General features: G+C 73.1%; 15 protein-coding genes, 2 pseudogenes and 1 riboswitch. Of the genes and pseudogenes, 7 read left to right on the top strand and 10 right to left on the bottom strand.

All coding sequences use genetic code 11. From position 1 onward, the window contains the following. Window positions 1–130: 130 nt before the first annotated feature. The gene (locus tag QUE40_RS01970; protein ID WP_289232159.1) at window positions 131–919 is read left to right on the top strand and encodes an inositol monophosphatase family protein; all 789 of its coding nucleotides are present in this window, start codon (window positions 131–133) and stop codon (window positions 917–919) included. A 57-nt stretch (window positions 920–976) separates the two neighbouring features. Here QUE40_RS01970 and QUE40_RS01965 read toward each other — a convergent pair whose 3' ends face one another. Further along, on the bottom strand, window positions 977–1300 hold the full coding sequence (locus QUE40_RS01965; RefSeq protein ID WP_236022202.1) for an ArsR/SmtB family transcription factor: 324 nt from the start codon (window positions 1298–1300) through the stop codon (window positions 977–979). Between the two features lie 76 nt (window positions 1301–1376). Between QUE40_RS01965 and QUE40_RS01960 the strand changes: the two genes are divergently transcribed. Then, the gene (locus QUE40_RS01960; protein ID WP_289232158.1) at window positions 1377–3407 is read left to right on the top strand and encodes a heavy metal translocating P-type ATPase; all 2031 of its coding nucleotides are present in this window, start codon (window positions 1377–1379) and stop codon (window positions 3405–3407) included. A 109-nt stretch (window positions 3408–3516) separates the two neighbouring features. Here the strand turns inward: QUE40_RS01960 and QUE40_RS01955 are convergent. The 3 genes and pseudogenes from QUE40_RS01955 to metB form a co-directional block, all read right to left on the bottom strand. After that, window positions 3517–4517 (bottom strand): annotated as a pseudogene (locus QUE40_RS01955) (o-succinylbenzoate synthase). Continuing rightward, window positions 4514–5008 carry an NUDIX hydrolase gene (locus QUE40_RS01950; RefSeq protein ID WP_289232157.1) on the bottom strand — a complete coding sequence of 165 codons (495 nt, stop codon included), beginning with the start codon at window positions 5006–5008 and terminating at the stop codon, window positions 4514–4516. Before QUE40_RS01950 ends, QUE40_RS01955 begins: the two are co-directional and overlap by 4 nt. 31 nt (window positions 5009–5039) lie before the next feature. Beyond that, the gene (metB, locus tag QUE40_RS01945) at window positions 5040–6218 is read right to left on the bottom strand and encodes a cystathionine gamma-synthase (RefSeq protein ID WP_142004175.1); all 1179 of its coding nucleotides are present in this window, start codon (window positions 6216–6218) and stop codon (window positions 5040–5042) included. A 79-nt stretch (window positions 6219–6297) separates the two neighbouring features. Next, a riboswitch (SAM riboswitch) is annotated at window positions 6298–6416 on the bottom strand. A gap of 91 nt (window positions 6417–6507) precedes the next feature. Here metB and QUE40_RS01940 point away from each other — a divergent pair. After that, entirely contained in the window at window positions 6508–7446 is a 939-nt protein-coding gene (locus QUE40_RS01940) for a 1,4-dihydroxy-2-naphthoyl-CoA synthase (RefSeq protein WP_289232986.1), read from the top strand. A gap of 91 nt (window positions 7447–7537) precedes the next feature. Here QUE40_RS01940 and QUE40_RS18765 read toward each other — a convergent pair whose 3' ends face one another. Further along, window positions 7538–7984 (bottom strand): SDR family NAD(P)-dependent oxidoreductase, encoded by a 447-nt coding sequence (locus QUE40_RS18765; RefSeq protein ID WP_350227046.1) that lies wholly within the window; start codon window positions 7982–7984, stop codon window positions 7538–7540. Continuing rightward, on the bottom strand, window positions 7966–8283 hold the full coding sequence (locus QUE40_RS18760; RefSeq protein ID WP_350227045.1) for an SDR family oxidoreductase: 318 nt from the start codon (window positions 8281–8283) through the stop codon (window positions 7966–7968). Before QUE40_RS18760 ends, QUE40_RS18765 begins: the two co-directional genes overlap by 19 nt. On the opposite strand from QUE40_RS18760, the gene QUE40_RS01930 reads away from it, so the two are divergent. The 4 genes and pseudogenes from QUE40_RS01930 to QUE40_RS01910 all read left to right on the top strand — a co-directional run bounded on the left by QUE40_RS01930 (window position 8282) and on the right by QUE40_RS01910 (window position 10701). Then, window positions 8282–8686, top strand: coding sequence for an AMP-binding protein (locus QUE40_RS01930; RefSeq protein ID WP_289232156.1), 405 nt, complete (start codon window positions 8282–8284; stop codon window positions 8684–8686). The two genes, QUE40_RS18760 and QUE40_RS01930, sit on opposite strands and share 2 nt — an antisense overlap. A gap of 40 nt (window positions 8687–8726) precedes the next feature. Continuing rightward, the gene (locus QUE40_RS18755; RefSeq protein ID WP_350227044.1) at window positions 8727–9467 is read left to right on the top strand and encodes an AMP-binding enzyme; all 741 of its coding nucleotides are present in this window, start codon (window positions 8727–8729) and stop codon (window positions 9465–9467) included. Beyond that, window positions 9449–9748, top strand: a complete 300-nt coding sequence (locus QUE40_RS01915) for a PLD nuclease N-terminal domain-containing protein (protein ID WP_289232155.1) — start codon at window positions 9449–9451, stop codon at window positions 9746–9748. Before QUE40_RS18755 ends, QUE40_RS01915 begins: the two co-directional genes overlap by 19 nt. A 72-nt stretch (window positions 9749–9820) precedes the next feature. Beyond that, a pseudogene (locus tag QUE40_RS01910) lies at window positions 9821–10701 on the top strand (1,4-dihydroxy-2-naphthoate polyprenyltransferase). 179 nt (window positions 10702–10880) lie between these two features. Here the strand turns inward: QUE40_RS01910 and QUE40_RS01905 are convergent. The 4 genes from QUE40_RS01905 to resB all read right to left on the bottom strand — a co-directional run bounded on the left by QUE40_RS01905 (window position 10881) and on the right by resB (window position 15033). Next, on the bottom strand, window positions 10881–11825 hold the full coding sequence (locus QUE40_RS01905) for a hypothetical protein (RefSeq protein WP_289232154.1): 945 nt from the start codon (window positions 11823–11825) through the stop codon (window positions 10881–10883). Between the two features lie 244 nt (window positions 11826–12069). Further along, window positions 12070–12309, bottom strand: a complete 240-nt coding sequence (locus QUE40_RS01900; protein ID WP_142004170.1) for a DUF4229 domain-containing protein — start codon at window positions 12307–12309, stop codon at window positions 12070–12072. A 4-nt stretch (window positions 12310–12313) separates the two neighbouring features. After that, on the bottom strand, window positions 12314–13393 hold the full coding sequence (gene ccsB, locus QUE40_RS01895; protein WP_142004169.1) for a c-type cytochrome biogenesis protein CcsB: 1080 nt from the start codon (window positions 13391–13393) through the stop codon (window positions 12314–12316). Window positions 13394–13401: 8 nt separating this feature from the next. After that, entirely contained in the window at window positions 13402–15033 is a 1632-nt protein-coding gene (gene resB / locus QUE40_RS01890) for a cytochrome c biogenesis protein ResB (RefSeq protein ID WP_244937439.1), read from the bottom strand. Window position 15034: the final 1 nt, after the last annotated feature.

Raw genomic sequence — 15034 nt, 5'->3', positions numbered from 1 at the left:
GGCGTACGTCCGTGCGGGCGGACCACCCCGCATGAAACCCGGTTACGCGCACATGACCCGAATCCATCAGGGTCAAACGACCGTAACCGGGTTTCATGCCCGGTGACGTGGCCCGGCATGATGGTGGCCCGTGGACACCGACGCCGTCCTGACCATGCTGCGCGAGGTCGCCGCCGAGGTGGTGACGCCCCGGTTCCGCGCCCTCGCCGAGGGTGAGGTGATGGAGAAGAACCCGGGCGACCTCGTGACGGTCGCCGACCACGAGGCCGAGGTCATCCTGACCCGCCGGCTGCGCGAGGCCTACCCCGACGCCGTGGTCGTCGGCGAGGAGGCCACCAGCGCCGACCCCACGCTGCTGCAGGGGCTGGCCGACGTGGACCACTGGTTCACGGTCGACCCGGTCGACGGCACCAAGAACTTCGTGCACGGCTCCCCCGACCACGCCGTCATGGTCGGCGAGGTGCGCGGCGGGCAGCCGGTGCGCGGCTGGATCTGGCAGCCGGCGCACGAGCGGGCGTTCGTCGCCGAGCGGGGCGCGGGGGCGTACGCCGACGGCCGGCGGATCCCCGACCGCACCGTCGACGCCGACGGACCGCTGCGCGGCGTCACGTCGCGACGGCGGCTGGTCGGCACCGCGCTGCCCGGCCTGCCACCGCTGGAGCTGACCTGGGTGTGCTGCGGCGTGGACTACCCCCAGCTCGCGACCGGCGGCGCCGACTACGTCATCTACTCCGGCACCATGCCGTGGGACCACGTGCCCGGCACGCTGCTCGTCTCGGAGGTCGGCGGTGCGGCGCGCCACCTCGACGGCACGCCCTACCGCCCGCACCAGACCAGCGGCGGGCTCGTGGCCTCGGCGACGACGGGGGTGGCCGACCGGGTGGGTCCGCTGCTGCAGGACCAGGCGCGCGTCGGCTGAGCCCGCCCGGACTCGCAGGCGGCGCCGGCCCACGAGACCGGGCGGCCGGCGTACGCCTCAGTCGTGCCGCTGGTGGCGCAGGCTCTGGGTCAGCAGCTCGGCGACGTGCTCGTCGTGCAGCGAGTAGTGCACGTGCCGCCCGTGCCGCTCGGTGGCGACCAGCCGCAGGTTGCGCAGCAGCCGCAGCTGGTTCGACAGCGCCGGCTGGCTGAGGTCGAGCAGCTCGGCCAGCTCCCCCACCGACGACGGCCCGTGCTGCAGCTCGCCGAGGATCTGCACCCGCACCGGTGACGCGAGCGCCTGCATCAGCTGCGCGATCTCCGCGGCGTCGGCAGCGGCGATCCGCGGCTGCGGTCGGGTCGCACGAGGCTTTCCAGGCACCCGCGGAGCATAACGACCGGCACTCGCCCGACCCGATACATTGACAAATCACAATGTCATGATGTGTTGTTGCCTCATGAACGCCACCGACAGCACCTCGCAGACGACCGGGCCACCACCCGGAAAGACCGACGACCACGACCACTCCCACGGCTTCCTCGGCGAGCGCGCCGAGCTGTGGTTCGCGATCGCCTCCGGCGTGACGTACGTCGTCGGCATGCTCCTGGAGTACGTCGCCGACGCGCCGGGGCCGGCCCTGGCCGCCTTCCTCGCCACCTACTTCTTCGGTGGCTTCTTCACCCTCCGCGAGGCGATCATGACCGTGCGTCGTGGCCGCTTCGAGGTGGACTTCCTGATGCTCGTCGCGGCCGTCGGCGCCGCCGCGATCGGCCGCTTCGCCGAGGGCGCCGTGCTGCTGTTCCTCTTCAGCCTCGGCCACGCGCTCGAGGAGGTCGCGATGGCCAAGGCGAAGTCGTCCATCGAGGCGCTCGCCGAGCTGACCCCGCGCGTCGCCCGGGTGCGCCGCGGCGAGACCGTCACCGAGGTCCCGGTCGAGGAGCTGGCGCTCGGCGACGTCGCCGTCATCCGGCCCAACGAGCGGATCGCCGCCGACGGGTTCGTGCTCACGGGCACCACCTCCGTCGACCAGGCGTCGGTCACCGGCGAGAGCGTGCCGGTGGACAAGTGGCCGGTCGATGACCCCGAGCTGGCGCAGCGCATGCCCGCCACGGTCGAGGCCGCGAGCACCGTCTACGCCGGCACGATCAACGGCCCCGGCGCGATCGAGGTCGTCGTCACCCGCCGCGCCGAGGACTCCACGCTGGCGCGCGTCGTGCAGCTGGTGCGCGAGGCCGACTCGCACAAGTCGCCGACGCAGCAGTTCCTCGACCGCTTCCAGATCTTCTACGTCCCCGGCGTGGTGCTGTTCGTCATCGGCGTCTTCCTCTTCGGCACCTTCGTGCTGACCGAGCCGACGGCCGACAGCTTCTACCGCGCGATGGTCGTGCTCGTCGCGGCCAGCCCGTGCGCCCTCGCCATCGCGACCCCGAGCGCGGTGCTGGCCGGCGTCGCCCGCGCGGCCCGCGCCGGCGTGCTCGTCAAGGGCGGCGGCCCCCTGGAGAACCTCGGTCGCGTGCAAGCCATCTGCTTCGACAAGACCGGCACCCTCACCTGGGGCCGCCCGCGGGTGACCGACATCGTCGCCGCCCCCGGCGTCTCCGAGGAGGAGCTGCGCACCACGGCGTACGCCGTCGAGCGGCTGAGCGACCACCCGCTCGCCGCCGCGGTGGTCCGCGACCTGCGCCCGGAGGGCCCCACCCCGGAGGCGACGGACGTGCAGTCGGTGACCGGCAAGGGCGTGCGGGCGGTGCTCGACGGCCGCAGCGTCGCGATCGGCAGCCCGGCCCTGGTCGGGGACGAGCTGCCCGCCCGGGTGCGCGAGGACGTACAGCGGTTGCAGGAGGGCGGCCGCACGATCATGGTCGTCGCGACCGACGACCGGGTGCTCGGCGTGCTCGGTCTGATGGACACCCAGCGCGGCGAGTCCGCGCCGGTGGTGCAGTCGCTGCGCGACGCAGGTGTCGAGCGCATGGTGATGATCTCCGGCGACCACCAGCGGGTCGCCGACGTGGTCGGCCGCAGCGTCGGCATGGACGAGGTGCGCGGCGGGCTGATGCCCGAGGACAAGGTCGCCACCGTCGGCGCGCTGACCCAGTCGGGCACGCGCACCGCGATGCTCGGCGACGGCGTCAACGACGCGCCGGCCATGGCGAGCGCGACGGTCGGGGTGGCGATGGGCGCGGCGGGCTCGGCCGTCGCCCTCGAGACCGCCGACGTGGCGCTGATGTCCGACGACCTCGGGCGCGTGCCGTTCGCGGTCGCGCTGGCCCGGCGGACCAGCCAGGTCATCCGGCGCAACCTGATCTTCAGCCTCGCGATCGTCGCGGTCCTGGTGCCGGTGACGCTGATGGGGCTGGGCATCGGGCCGGCGGTGTTCGTGCACGAGGGCTCGACGATCATCGTCGTGCTGAGCGCCCTCACCCTGCTGCGCTTCCGCGTGGGGCGCGAGCACGAGGGCATCGAGCACGAGGCCGCGCCGGCGAAGTGACGGACCCGGGCGGACCGGGTCCGGGGTCCGAGGTCCGCTGCATTTCGTTCACCAGCGCACGAAATGCAGCGGGCCGCTGCGGAATCCCGGGGCCCGCTCCGCATTTCGTTCACCTGTGCACGAAATGCGGGAGCAGGGCGTACGCCGCCCGCACCCGGTCCGCCCACCACGCTCGCCTGTGGTCGGGTGCGGACCAGCGGTCGAGCAGCTCCGGGTCGGGCTCGACCGAGCGCAGGGGGATCGAACCCCTTGCGGCACAAGGCTTTCGGTGACCACGTCGCCGTCGAACAGGCCCAGCGTCGCGAGGCCGCAGGCGTGGTCGAGGCGGGGCAGGGCGGCGGCGAGAGCGAGGCCCGCGCGGATGCCGACCGAGCTGTCCAGCGCGCTCGAGACGACCGCCGGGAGCCCGGTCTCGGCCACCACGTCGAGCGCGCGCCGCACGCCGCCGAGCGGTGCGACCTTGACGACGATCACGTCGGCGGCCTCGAGCCGGGCCACGCGCAGCGGGTCCTCGGCCTTGCGGATCGACTCGTCCGCGGCGACGGGCACGTCGATGCCGTTGCGGGCCAAGGTGATTCGCAGGTCGCGCAGCTCCTCGACGGTGGCGCACGGCTGCTCGGCGTACTCCAGCCCGTAGGCCGCGAGCCGCCCCAGCGCGTCGGTCGCCTGCTCCACGCTCCAGCCGCCGTTGGCGTCGACCCGGATGCGCGCGTCGGGCCCCATCGCCTCGCGCACCGCGGCCACCCGGTCGAGGTCGTCGGACAGGCGCTGACCGGGCTCGGCCACCTTCACCTTGGCCGTCAGGGTGCCGTCGTAGCGCGCGAGCACCCCGGCCACCTCCCCCGCCGCGACCGCGGGCACCGTGGCGTTGACCTGCACCGACCCGCGCACCGGCTCGGGCCAGCCGACGTGGGCCGCCTCGATGGCCGAGGCGAGCCAGCGGGACGACTCGGCAGGGGCGTACTCCAGGAACGGGCCGAACTCGCCCCAGCCGAACGGCCCTGGGAACAGGGCGATCTCGCGCTCGGTGACACCTCGGAAGCGGGTGCGCAGCGGCAGCTGCACCACCCGCATGTCGAGGACCAGCTGCTCGACGTCGAAGACGCTCATCGGACCCGCTGCGCCTTGCCGAACAGCACCGGACCGTCGTCCGCCAGGGCCATCGCGAGCTGGCGCTCGAAACGCGGGAGCAGCGGGGGCAGGTCGGTGACGTCGAACCAGCGCACGTCGCTGGACTCCTCGTCACCGACCCGCGGCTCCCCCGCGACCCAGCGGCAGCGGAACGCGTGGTCGAGGTACTGGCAGCGGTCGCCGTTGGGGTACTCCATCGGGATCAGCGACGACACGGCGAGCAGCCGCTCGACCTCGACCTGCACGCACGTCTCCTCGAGCACCTCGCGCTCGGCGGTGACGTCGGGCTCCTCGCCCGGGTCGCAGATCCCGGTGACCGGCGTCCACAGGCCGTTGTCCGAGCGGCGCACCAGCAGCACCTGCTGGCGCCCCTCGACCTGGCGCAGGACGTACGCCGACGTCCCCGGCAACCACAGCAGTCGGGTGCCGACGTGCTCGCGCAGGTCGGCGACGTACTCCGGGATCGGCATGACCCGAGTCTAGGAACCCGGGCCGACCACCTCAGACGGCCACGGGGGTGCGCGCCTCCGCACGGTCGAGCGCGGCGCGCAGGTCGGCGACCAGGTCCTCCGGGGCCTCGATGCCCACCGAGAAGCGCAGCAGCCCGTCGCCGATGCCAGCGACCGCGCGCGCCTCGGGACTCATCGACGCGTGGGTCATCGTGGCGGGGTGGGCGACCAGGCTCTCGGTGCCGCCGAGCGACTCGGCCAGGGTGAAGCAGTGCAGCCCGTCGACGAACGCGCGCACCGCCTCCTCCCCGCCGCGCAGCTCGACCGACAGCATCGCGCCGAAGCCGTCCTGCTGCCGCGCGGCGATGTCGTGGCCCGGGTGGTCGGCGAGCCCGGGGTAGTGCACCCGCGCGACGGCCGGGTGGTCGAGCGCGGCGTCGACGAGGGCGCGGGCGTTGTCCTGGTGGGCGCGCAGCCGCACGTGCAGGGTGCGCAGCCCGCGCAGCGCGAGGTAGGAGTCGAACGGGCTGCCGGTCACGCCGAGCACGTTGCCCCAGTAGGCCAGCTCCTCGTGCAGCTCGGGCGTGGCCGCCACGACCGCGCCCCCGACGACGTCGCTGTGCCCGTTGATGTACTTCGTCGTCGAGTGCACGACCACGTCGGCGCCCAGCTCGATCGGCCGCTGCAGCAGCGGCGACAGGAACGTGTTGTCGGCGACCACGAGCGCGCCGGCCGCGTGGGCGGCGTCGGCCACCGCGCGCACGTCGGTGAGGCGCAGCAGCGGGTTGGACGGCGTCTCGACCCACACCACCTTCGGGCGCTCGCGCAGCGCCTCGGCGAGCGCGTCAGGATCGGTGAGATCGACCGTGCGACAACGGAACTGGCCCTTCGTCGACAGCGAGTCGAACAGTCGCCAGCTGCCGCCGTAACAGTCGTGCGGCACGACGATCGTGTCGCCGGGCGCGAGCAGCGCGGTCGTGCACAGCGCGATCGCGGACATCCCGGTCGAGGTGATGGTGCCGCCGAAGCCGCCCTCGAGCGTCGCCAGCGCCTCGCCGAGGAGGTCGCGGGTGGGGTTGCCCGAGCGGGTGTAGTCGTACTGCCCGCACTCGCCGAACCCGCTGAAGCTGAAGGTGCTCGTGAGGTGCAGCGGCGGCACGACGGCGCCGTGGGTGGGGTCGGCGTTGATGCCGGTGGTGAGTCCGCGGGTGAGGCGGGAGATGTCAGTCATGGTGTCCTCCTGGTCACAGGTGGCCAGCCATGCGGACCGGAGGCTGCGCGTCACCGGCGCCTGGTCAGACGTCTGCGACGCTCCATCTTCCGGCTGGCCCGGGGGCCGCCGCAGGACTTGGCACCTTTTCCGCGAGTTGCCTCGCGGAAGGCTGCCCCGGCGTCAACGGGCCTGTCCCTCAGCCGGTCTTGATGGATGTTGCGCGCGCCACGTTAACCGACCCGAGGCCGCCGTGTCCGGCACCGTCCGCTGGGTGAGCCGCGACGGACGTACGCCTAACATCACGCAGGTGAGCGAGCAGACCACCGCCAACCCGTTCCGGCCCGACGACTGGGCGCCCGTGCCCGGGTTCGAGGACCTCACCGACATCACCTACCACCGCGCCGTCGACGTGGGGTGCGTGCGGGTGGCGTTCGACCGGCCCGAGGTGCTCAACGCGTTCCGGCCGCACACCGTCGACGAGCTCTATCGCGTGCTCGACCACGCGCGGCGCACCCCCGACGTCGGCTGCGTGCTGCTCACCGGCAACGGGCCCGGCCCCGAGGGCACCGGCGCGGCCGGCAAGTGGTCGTTCTGCTCCGGCGGCGACCAGCGCATCCGCGGGCGCAGCGGTTATCAGTACGCCCACGGCGACACCGCCGAGTCCGTCGACGAGCGACGGGTCAAGGCCGAGGGCGGGCGGCTGCACGTCCTGGAGGTGCAGCGGCTGATCCGCACCATGCCCAAGGTCGTCGTCGCGGTCGTGCCCGGGTGGGCGGCCGGCGGCGGGCACAGCCTGCACGTCGTGTGCGACCTGACGATCGCGAGCCGCGAGCACGCCCGGTTCAAGCAGACCGACGCCGACGTGGGCTCGTTCGACGCGGGCTACGGCTCGGCCTACCTCGCCAAGATGGTGGGCCAGAAGTTCGCCCGCGAGATCTTCTTCCTGGGGCGGACGTACACCGCCGAGGACATGCACCGGATGGGCGCGGTCAACATCGTCGCCGACCACGCCGAGCTCGAGGCCGAGGCGCTGCAGGTCGCCCGCGAGATCATGGGCAAGAGCCCGCAGGCGCAGCGGATGCTGAAGTTCGCGTTCAACCTCACCGACGACGGCCTGATGGGTCAGCAGGTGTTCGCGGGCGAGGCGACGCGGCTGGCGTACATGACCGACGAGGCGGTCGAGGGGCGCGACCAGTTCCTGCAGAAGCGCGACCCCGACTGGTCCCCGTTCCCCTGGTACTTCTGAGCGTCGCTGCGCGAAGGCAGTTCGCGGCCGGGCCTCGCGCCAGGCCCCGCAGACGGTGCCCCGATCGCGCGGACCGGCGTGAACTGCCTTCTCAGGGCGACACCCGGTGGATCTTGTGCTGCGCCGCCTGCGCGCGCGGGCGCACCACCATCGAGTCGATGTTGACGTGCTTGGGGCGGGTGGCGACGAACGCCACGCACTCGGCGATGTCCTCCTGGGTCAGCGGGTCGACCACACCGGCGTAGACCGCGGCGGCCTTCTCGGCGTCGCCGTGGAAGCGCACGAGCGCGAACTCGTCGGAGGCCACCATCCCCGGGTCGATCTCGCACACGCGCACCGGCTGGTCGAACATCTCCAGCCGCAGCGAGCCGACCATCGCGCGCACCGCGTGCTTGGCCGCGACATAGCCGCCACCACCCTCGTACGACACGTGCGCGGCGACCGACCCGATCACGATGACCTCGCCCTCGGCGGCGACCAGCGCCGGCATGAGGTCCTGCACGCAGCGCGCGACGCCGATCACGTTGGTGTCGTACATCGTTCGCCACTCGTCGAGGTCGGCCTCGACCACCGGCTCGGTGCCGAGCGCTCCCCGGCGTTGGCGACGAGCACGTCGAGCCGGTCGCCGACCTCGCGCGCGAGCGCCGCCACGTCGTCGGCCTTCGTCACGTCGCAGGTCACCGCGCGGCCGTCGATCTGGGCGGCCAGCTCCTCGACGCGCTCGGTGCGCCGCGCCGCGCAGATCACCTCGAAACCCTCGGCGGCCAGCCGGCGGGCGCTCGCCCGTCCGATGCCGCTGCTCGCGCCGGTCACCACTGCCAGGGGACGTGCCGTCATGGCGCCATTCAACACGGGCCTACCCTGGCCGGGTGCCCCCATCCGCCCGTACGCCGTCGCGCCCGACCGGCTGCCGGCGTACGTCGAGGCGCTGGCCGCCATGCTCGAGGGCGACGGCCCCGCCCTGCTCCCCTACGCCGACGGCGACCCCGAGCCGGCCGTCCCCGACGACGCCGACCTGCCCGACGACCTCGGCCTGGTCGTGTCCACGTCCGGGTCGACCGGCGCGCCCAAGCGCGCGATGCTCACCCGGGCCGCGCTGCGCGCGAGCGGCACCGCCACGCACGACCGGCTCGGCGGCGAGGGCATGTGGCTGCTGCCCCTCCCCGCGCAGCACATCGCCGGCACCCAGGTGATCCTGCGCTCCTCGCTGCGCGCCGAGCACCGTTGCTGCTCAACATGATCGACGGCTTCCGCACCGCGGACCTGGTCGACGCGCTCGCGTGGGCGCCGCCGGTGCGGCGCTACACCTCGCTCGTGCCGACGCAGCTCGCGACCGTGCTCGACGACCCCGAGGCGACCGAGGCGCTCGGCACGTTCGACGGCGTGCTCGTCGGCGGCGCGGCCACCGCACCGGCGCTGCTGGAGCGGGCGCGCGCGGCGGGCGTCGCGGTGCGCACGACGTACGGCATGAGCGAGACCGCGGGCGGCTGCGTCTACGACGGGGTGCCGCTCGAGGACACCGCCGTGACGATCGGCGACGACGGGCGCGTGGGGCTCTCCGGGCCGACCGTGGCGTCCGGCTATCTGGGCGAGTCCGACCGCACCGCAGCGGTTTTCGACACCGACCCGACCACCGGCGCCCGCCGCTTCTGGACCGACGACGTCGGCGAGCTGCGCGACGGGGTGCTGCACGTGGTCGGGCGCCGCGACGACCTCATCACCACCGGCGGCCTGAAGGTCGCCCCCGCCTGGTCGAGGAGGCGGCCCTCGGGCTGCCCGGGGTGCGCGACGCCGTCGCGGTCGCGACACCGCACGAGCGCTGGGGGCAGGCGGTCAGCCTCGCGGTGGTCGCCTCCCCGGAGCCGACCCTCGCGGAGGTCCGGGCCGGCCTGCGCGAGCTGCTGCCGGCGTACGCCCTCCCCACCCGCCTGCTCGTGCTCGACGCCATCCCCGCGCGCGGCCCGGGCAAGCCCGACCGCGCGGCGATCGCGGCCATGCCCGGGTGGCAGAATCAGGGGTAGGCCGAGACGCGAGAGGTGCGCATGGGACGGGTGCTGATCCCCTGCTGGGGCTCGCCGTCGTCGTCTACGCCCTCGCCGACTGCATCCAGACGCCCGACGACCGCGTGCGGCACCTCCCGAAGCCCGCGTGGATCGGCGTGATCGCGCTGGTGCCGGTGGTCGGAGCGATCGTCTGGCTGGTGGTCGGACGATCGCGACGCACCTCGTTCGGCCCGCCGCGGGGTCGCCCGCCCGGGCCGCGCGGTCCCGACGACGACCCCGACTTCCTGCGCGGGCTCTGACCGCCGAACCACCCGACCGACCCTGTCCGCCGGCGCGCCCGAGCGCCCGAATCCCCTTGGAGCACAACACCTATGGCCACCCTGCAGCAGTGGGTCGACGGCGCCCGCCCGCGCACCCTGCCCGCCGCGATCGCCCCGGTGCTGGTCGGCACCGGCAGCGCCTACGCGATGGAGCGCGCGAACCCCGGGCTCGGCCTGCTCGCCGCGATCGTGGCGATCGCGCTGCAGATCGGCGTCAACTACGCCAACGACTACTCCGACGGCATCCGCGGCACCGACGACGCGCGCGTCGGTCCGGTGCGCCTGGTCGGGCAGGGTCTCGCCGACCCGGCCAACGTCAAGCTCGCGGCGTTCCTGTGCTTCGGCGTCGCCGCGCTGGCCGGGCTCACGCTGGTGACGCTGGCCAACACCCCGTGGCTGCTGCTGGTCGGTGTCGCGTGCGTGATCGCCGCGTGGAAGTACACCGGCGGCAAGAACCCCTACGGCTACCTCGGCCTGGGCGAGGTCTTCGTCTTCATCTTCTTCGGGCTGGTCGCGGTGCTCGGCACGACCTACACGCAGGCCAAGCAGCTCGAGCTCACCACCTGGGCCGGCGCGATCGGCGTCGGCGCCATCGCGTGCGCGGTGCTCGTGGTCAACAACCTGCGCGACATCCCCAGCGACACCGAGGCGGGCAAGCGCACCCTCGCCGTGCGGATGGGCGACCATGCCTCCCGCGTCTTCTTCGCCTCGCTGATCGGGGTGTCCGTGGTGGCCGTCGGCGTGATCGCGCTGGACTACCCCTCGCGCTCATCGCCCTGGTCGCGCTCCTCGCGGCGGTCCCTGCGGTCCGCGCGGTCGGCGGCGGCGCCACCGGCCGCGCCCTCGTCCCGGCACTGGCCTCGACCGGGATCTACCTGCTGGCGTACGGCGTGCTGCTGGGCCTCGGCCTCTGGCTCGCCCAGGCGCTCTGAGGCGCCGCCAGGGGTTGCCCCGGCCGACCCCGGGCGTACGCAGACCGTTCACGAGTGAACGAAATGCGGAGCCGCGCCCGCGAGATCCCGGGCCTCCGGCGTACAGACCGTCCACCGGTGAACGAAATGCGTAGACGTCGCCTGCGCGCGGCTCCCCGCCGCCCCTTGCCCGCACGTCCTCAGCGGCTCGGGAAGTGCCGGGTCCAGTCTCGCGCGGGGCGGCGCGTCCCGGTCCAGCCGGCGTCGCGCAGCGCCCGCTCGACCCGCTCGACCGTGACGTGCGGCTCGCGATATATCCCCCGGCTCACCACCACCACCGACCGCCACCCTCCTGAGGTCAGCTCGTCGCGGCGGCGCAGGTCTGCGTCCCACACCTCGTCCGAGGCGAGGTGACCGCGGCCGTCGTACTCGACCGCCAGGCACAGCTCCGGATACGCCAGGTCCAGCCGGCGTCGCACCTCGCCGGACTCGTCGCGCAGCACGACGTTGACCTGCGGCTCGGGCAGCCCCGCCAGCACCAGCAGCAGGCGCAGCCGGGTCTCCATCGCCGAGTCGACGCCGGCCCGCACCAGGGCCGCAGCCCGCCGCGCCCGCACGATGCCCGGGCCGCTCTCCGCGTGCACCCGCTCCAGCAGCTGCTGCTGGCTGGCCCTGCGCCTCGCGACCAGGCTGTCGCCGAGCACCACCAGATCGACCAGGCTCAGCTCGGGGGCGAGCTCGAGGAAGCACCGGAGCGGGTTCGACACCTGCAGTCCGCCTCGGGTCGTGATGTGGCCCGGCTCGCGGGCGTCACCGTGCTGGCGGCAGGTGTGCGTGACGACGTCGGGGCGGGAGTGGCGCCGGCCGCGCGCCCGGCACAGGTGCAGGTCCGGGGAGTCGGGCACCCACAGCCCCCACAGCCCGGCGGCGGTGTGGTGGCTGAGGTGGGCGTCGTCGTCGAGCAGGTCGAGCAGCGCCCGCGCCCGCAGGTCGAGCGTGATCGGCACGTCGGCACTGACGTACAGACCGTGCAGCAGGCGGTGGAAGTCCGGCCCGAGCAGCACGTCGCGCCCGATCCCCGCCGCCCGGGCCTGCTGGGGCGTGAACGGAACCTTCGGGTCGAATCGGCGAGCCTGGGCGTCCATCCCCGAGCCTGCCCGGATCTCGCGAACCAGGCCGAAAGTTATCCACAGGGGCGCCGGGCGACCGGTCAGCGGACGGCACCTCGGCCGGCCCCGGGCGTACGCAGACCGTTCACGAGTGAACGAAATGCGGAGCCGCGCCCGCGGGATCCCGGGCCTCCGGCGTACAGACCGTTCACCAGTGAACGAAATGCGGAGACGCGCCCCGGGCGCTACAGCACGCACGACTCTCCCGGCGTCGCCGGGCTCACTCCTCGTCGTCGTCCTCGTACGTCCGGTGCTCCTCGGCGCGGGCGCGGCGCGCCTGCACCTTCTCGTCGATCTGCTGGGCGAACTGCTCGCGCGGCCCGGCCAGCAGGAAGACCGACAGGATCGCCGAGGCGAGCGCGGAGATGACCAGCAGCAGGATGCCCCGCATGCCCACGAGATAGAGGGCGCACATCATCCCGAAGAAGACGAGCAGGCGAAGCAGGGTGTAGCGCAGCAACGGATCAGAGCCCCGAGTAGGAGTGCATCCCCACGAAGAAGATGTTGACGACGGTGTAGTTGATGATCACGCACGCGAAGCCGGCGAGCGCCAGGTAGGAGGAGCGCTTGGCGTTCCAGCCGGCGGTGAGGCGGGCGTGCATGTAGGCGGTGTAGACGACGAAGATGACGAACGACCACACCTCCTTGGGGTCCCAGCCCCAGTAGCGGCCCCAGGCCACCTGCGCCCAGATCGCCCCGGCGATGACGGTGAACATCCACAGCGGGTAGGCGACCATGTGCACGCCGTACGCCGCCTGGTCCAGAGCGCGCGCGCTCGGCAGTGCGTCGAGCATGCTCCGCCTGCCCTTGCCGGCGGCGGCCGCCGCCTCGCGACGGGCCTGCACGAGGTAGAGCACGGTCACGACCGCACCGACGGTGAACAGGCCGACCGACAGCGTGGCGATGGTGACGTGGATCGACAGCCAGTAGCTCTGCAGCGACGGCAGCAGCTGGGTGGCCTCGGTGTAGAGCACCATCGCGGCGAGCATCTCGATGAGCAGCACCGGCGCCACGACGAACAGGCCCAGCCAGCGCAGGTCGCGCTTGAGGCTCCACAGCAGGTAGACCACGAGGGTGAATCCGGCTGCGGCGAGGGCGAACTCGTACATGTTGCCCAGCGGCGGACGACTCACCGCGAAGCCGCGCAGCGCGATGGTCGCGGCGAGCAGCAGCATCGCCAGCCAGGTCAGCGACATGCCGATGCCGGCCCACTGCCGCTTGACCGGAGCCTGCGGACCGTCGGCGGGCGGCTGGTCGTCACGGGTGAGCACGGCGGTGGCGCTGCCGGACTCCGAGCTCCCTGCAGCCGCCTTCGTCGCGCCCGCCTTCGTGGCCCCGGCCTTCGTCGCGCCGGCGTCAGCCCCGGCCGCGCCGGCCTTCGCCCTGCCACCCTCGGCCGCGTCCTCGGCGGCGTGCTTGCGCCGCGCGGTGGCCGCCAGGTCGGCGGCGAAGGACAGCATGGCCAGGGCGAGGACGACGGCCGAGCCGTAGAGGGCGTACGTCGAGTTGTCGGCCAACGCCTGGTTGGTCTCGACTGCGAGCATCTGGGTGATCATGCCGTGGGTCCTACTCTCTGGACGATCGAGCGCAGCAGCTGCCGAACCGCCGAGTCGAGGCGGGGGTCGTCGTGCTTGGCCAGGCCGCCGACCTGGACCAGGGTACGCGGGGTGTCAGGCGTGCTGTCGGGCGCGGCGGCGACGCGCACGAACAGGCGGCGCCGGCGCAGGACGAGCGACATCAGCAGACCGAACAGCCCGACGATCGCGCCGACCAGCGCAGGCATCTTGCCCGGGTCGGACCGCACCGACAGACCGGCCCAGCGCGGCACCTCGCGGTCGAGGCTGATGCTGCCCAGCCCGTTCGGCAGCTGCACGGTCTCGCCGGGGCGGATCAGCAGCCGGGCCGGCTGGCCGTTCTCCTGCTTCACCTGCGTCATCGACTGGGTGTCGAGGGTGTAGACCGACTGCGGCTTGCCCTGCGGGAACAGGTTGCCGGAGTAGAGCCCGAGCACCAGCGCCGGCTGCTTCAGGCCGGGGAAGGTCGACACCGGGCCGCGCTGCTCGTCGAACTCCAGGGTCGGCAGGAAGAAGCCGTAGAAGCCCAGCTGCTGCGGGGAGGCGCCGGTGACCTTGATGGCGCCGGTCGAGGTGTAGGTGTTGTCCTGCGGCAGGAACGGGGTCGCCTGCTGGTAGATCACCTTGCCGGCGGCGTCGCGCACGGTGACCCGCGGCGCGTAGCCGTTGCCGAGCAGGTAGATCGAGGTGTTGTCCTGCCGCACCGGGTGGTTGACCGCGAGCTCCTGGCGCTCGGCCGGAGCGTCCTCGCCCTGCGTCGTGATGTCGGCGCGGAAGTCGCGCGGCTGGCCGTACTGCGTGCTGCTCGGGTCGACCCGGTCCTCGAAGTTCACGGACAGGTCGTTCAGCTGCAGCGTCCACGGCGAGAACCCGTCGACGTCGACCCACGGGCCGGGGTCGAGCGTGTCGTACCGGCTCGCGGTGCTCGCGAACGACGTGCCCTCGGGCACGATCACGTCGCCGCGCCACCCGGTGAGGTTGCCGAGCGCCATCGACACGATGATCACGACGAGCGACACGTGGAAGATCAGGTTGCCGAGCTCGCGCAGCAGCCCGACCTCCCCGGAGATCCAGGTGTCGCCCTCGCGCGTGCGGAAACGCTTGCCGCGCATGACTTCCCGGGCCCGTTCGAAGACGTCCTCGGGGGTCCCGTCGACCTCTTCCTCGACGTACGACGGCAGCCGCTTCAGTCGTCGCGGCGCCACCGGCGGCACGGCCCGCGAGGCGCGCCACTGCTGGCGCATGCGGGGGATGACGCAGCCGAGCAGCGAGATCACCAGCAGCAGGTAGATCGCGGCGAACCACGGCGTGGAGTAGACGTCGAAGAAGCCGAACCGGTCGAGCCAGGGGCCGAGCTCGGGGTTGCGCTGCAGGTAGTCGGCCACCCGCGCGGCGTCGATGCCGCGCTGCGGCCAGATCGAGCCGGGCAGCGCCGCGATCGCGAGCAGCAGCAGGAGGAACAGCGCGGTGCGCATGGCGGTCAGCTGACGCCAGAACCAGCGGGCCATGCCGATCACACCGAGCCGCGGCGCGGGCGTACGCTCCCGGCCGGGTCGCTGCTTGCGCTCCGCCTCGTCGGCGGGAGCCACGGAAGTCTTCTGGTCGGTCACG

Origin of the sequence: Barrientosiimonas endolithica (assembly GCF_030296655.1) — a bacterium.
Classification (GTDB): domain Bacteria; phylum Actinomycetota; class Actinomycetes; order Actinomycetales; family Dermatophilaceae; genus Barrientosiimonas; species Barrientosiimonas humi.
The sequence above is the reverse complement of the archived record's forward strand: the minus strand, read 5'-3'. Positions and strand labels throughout refer to the sequence as shown.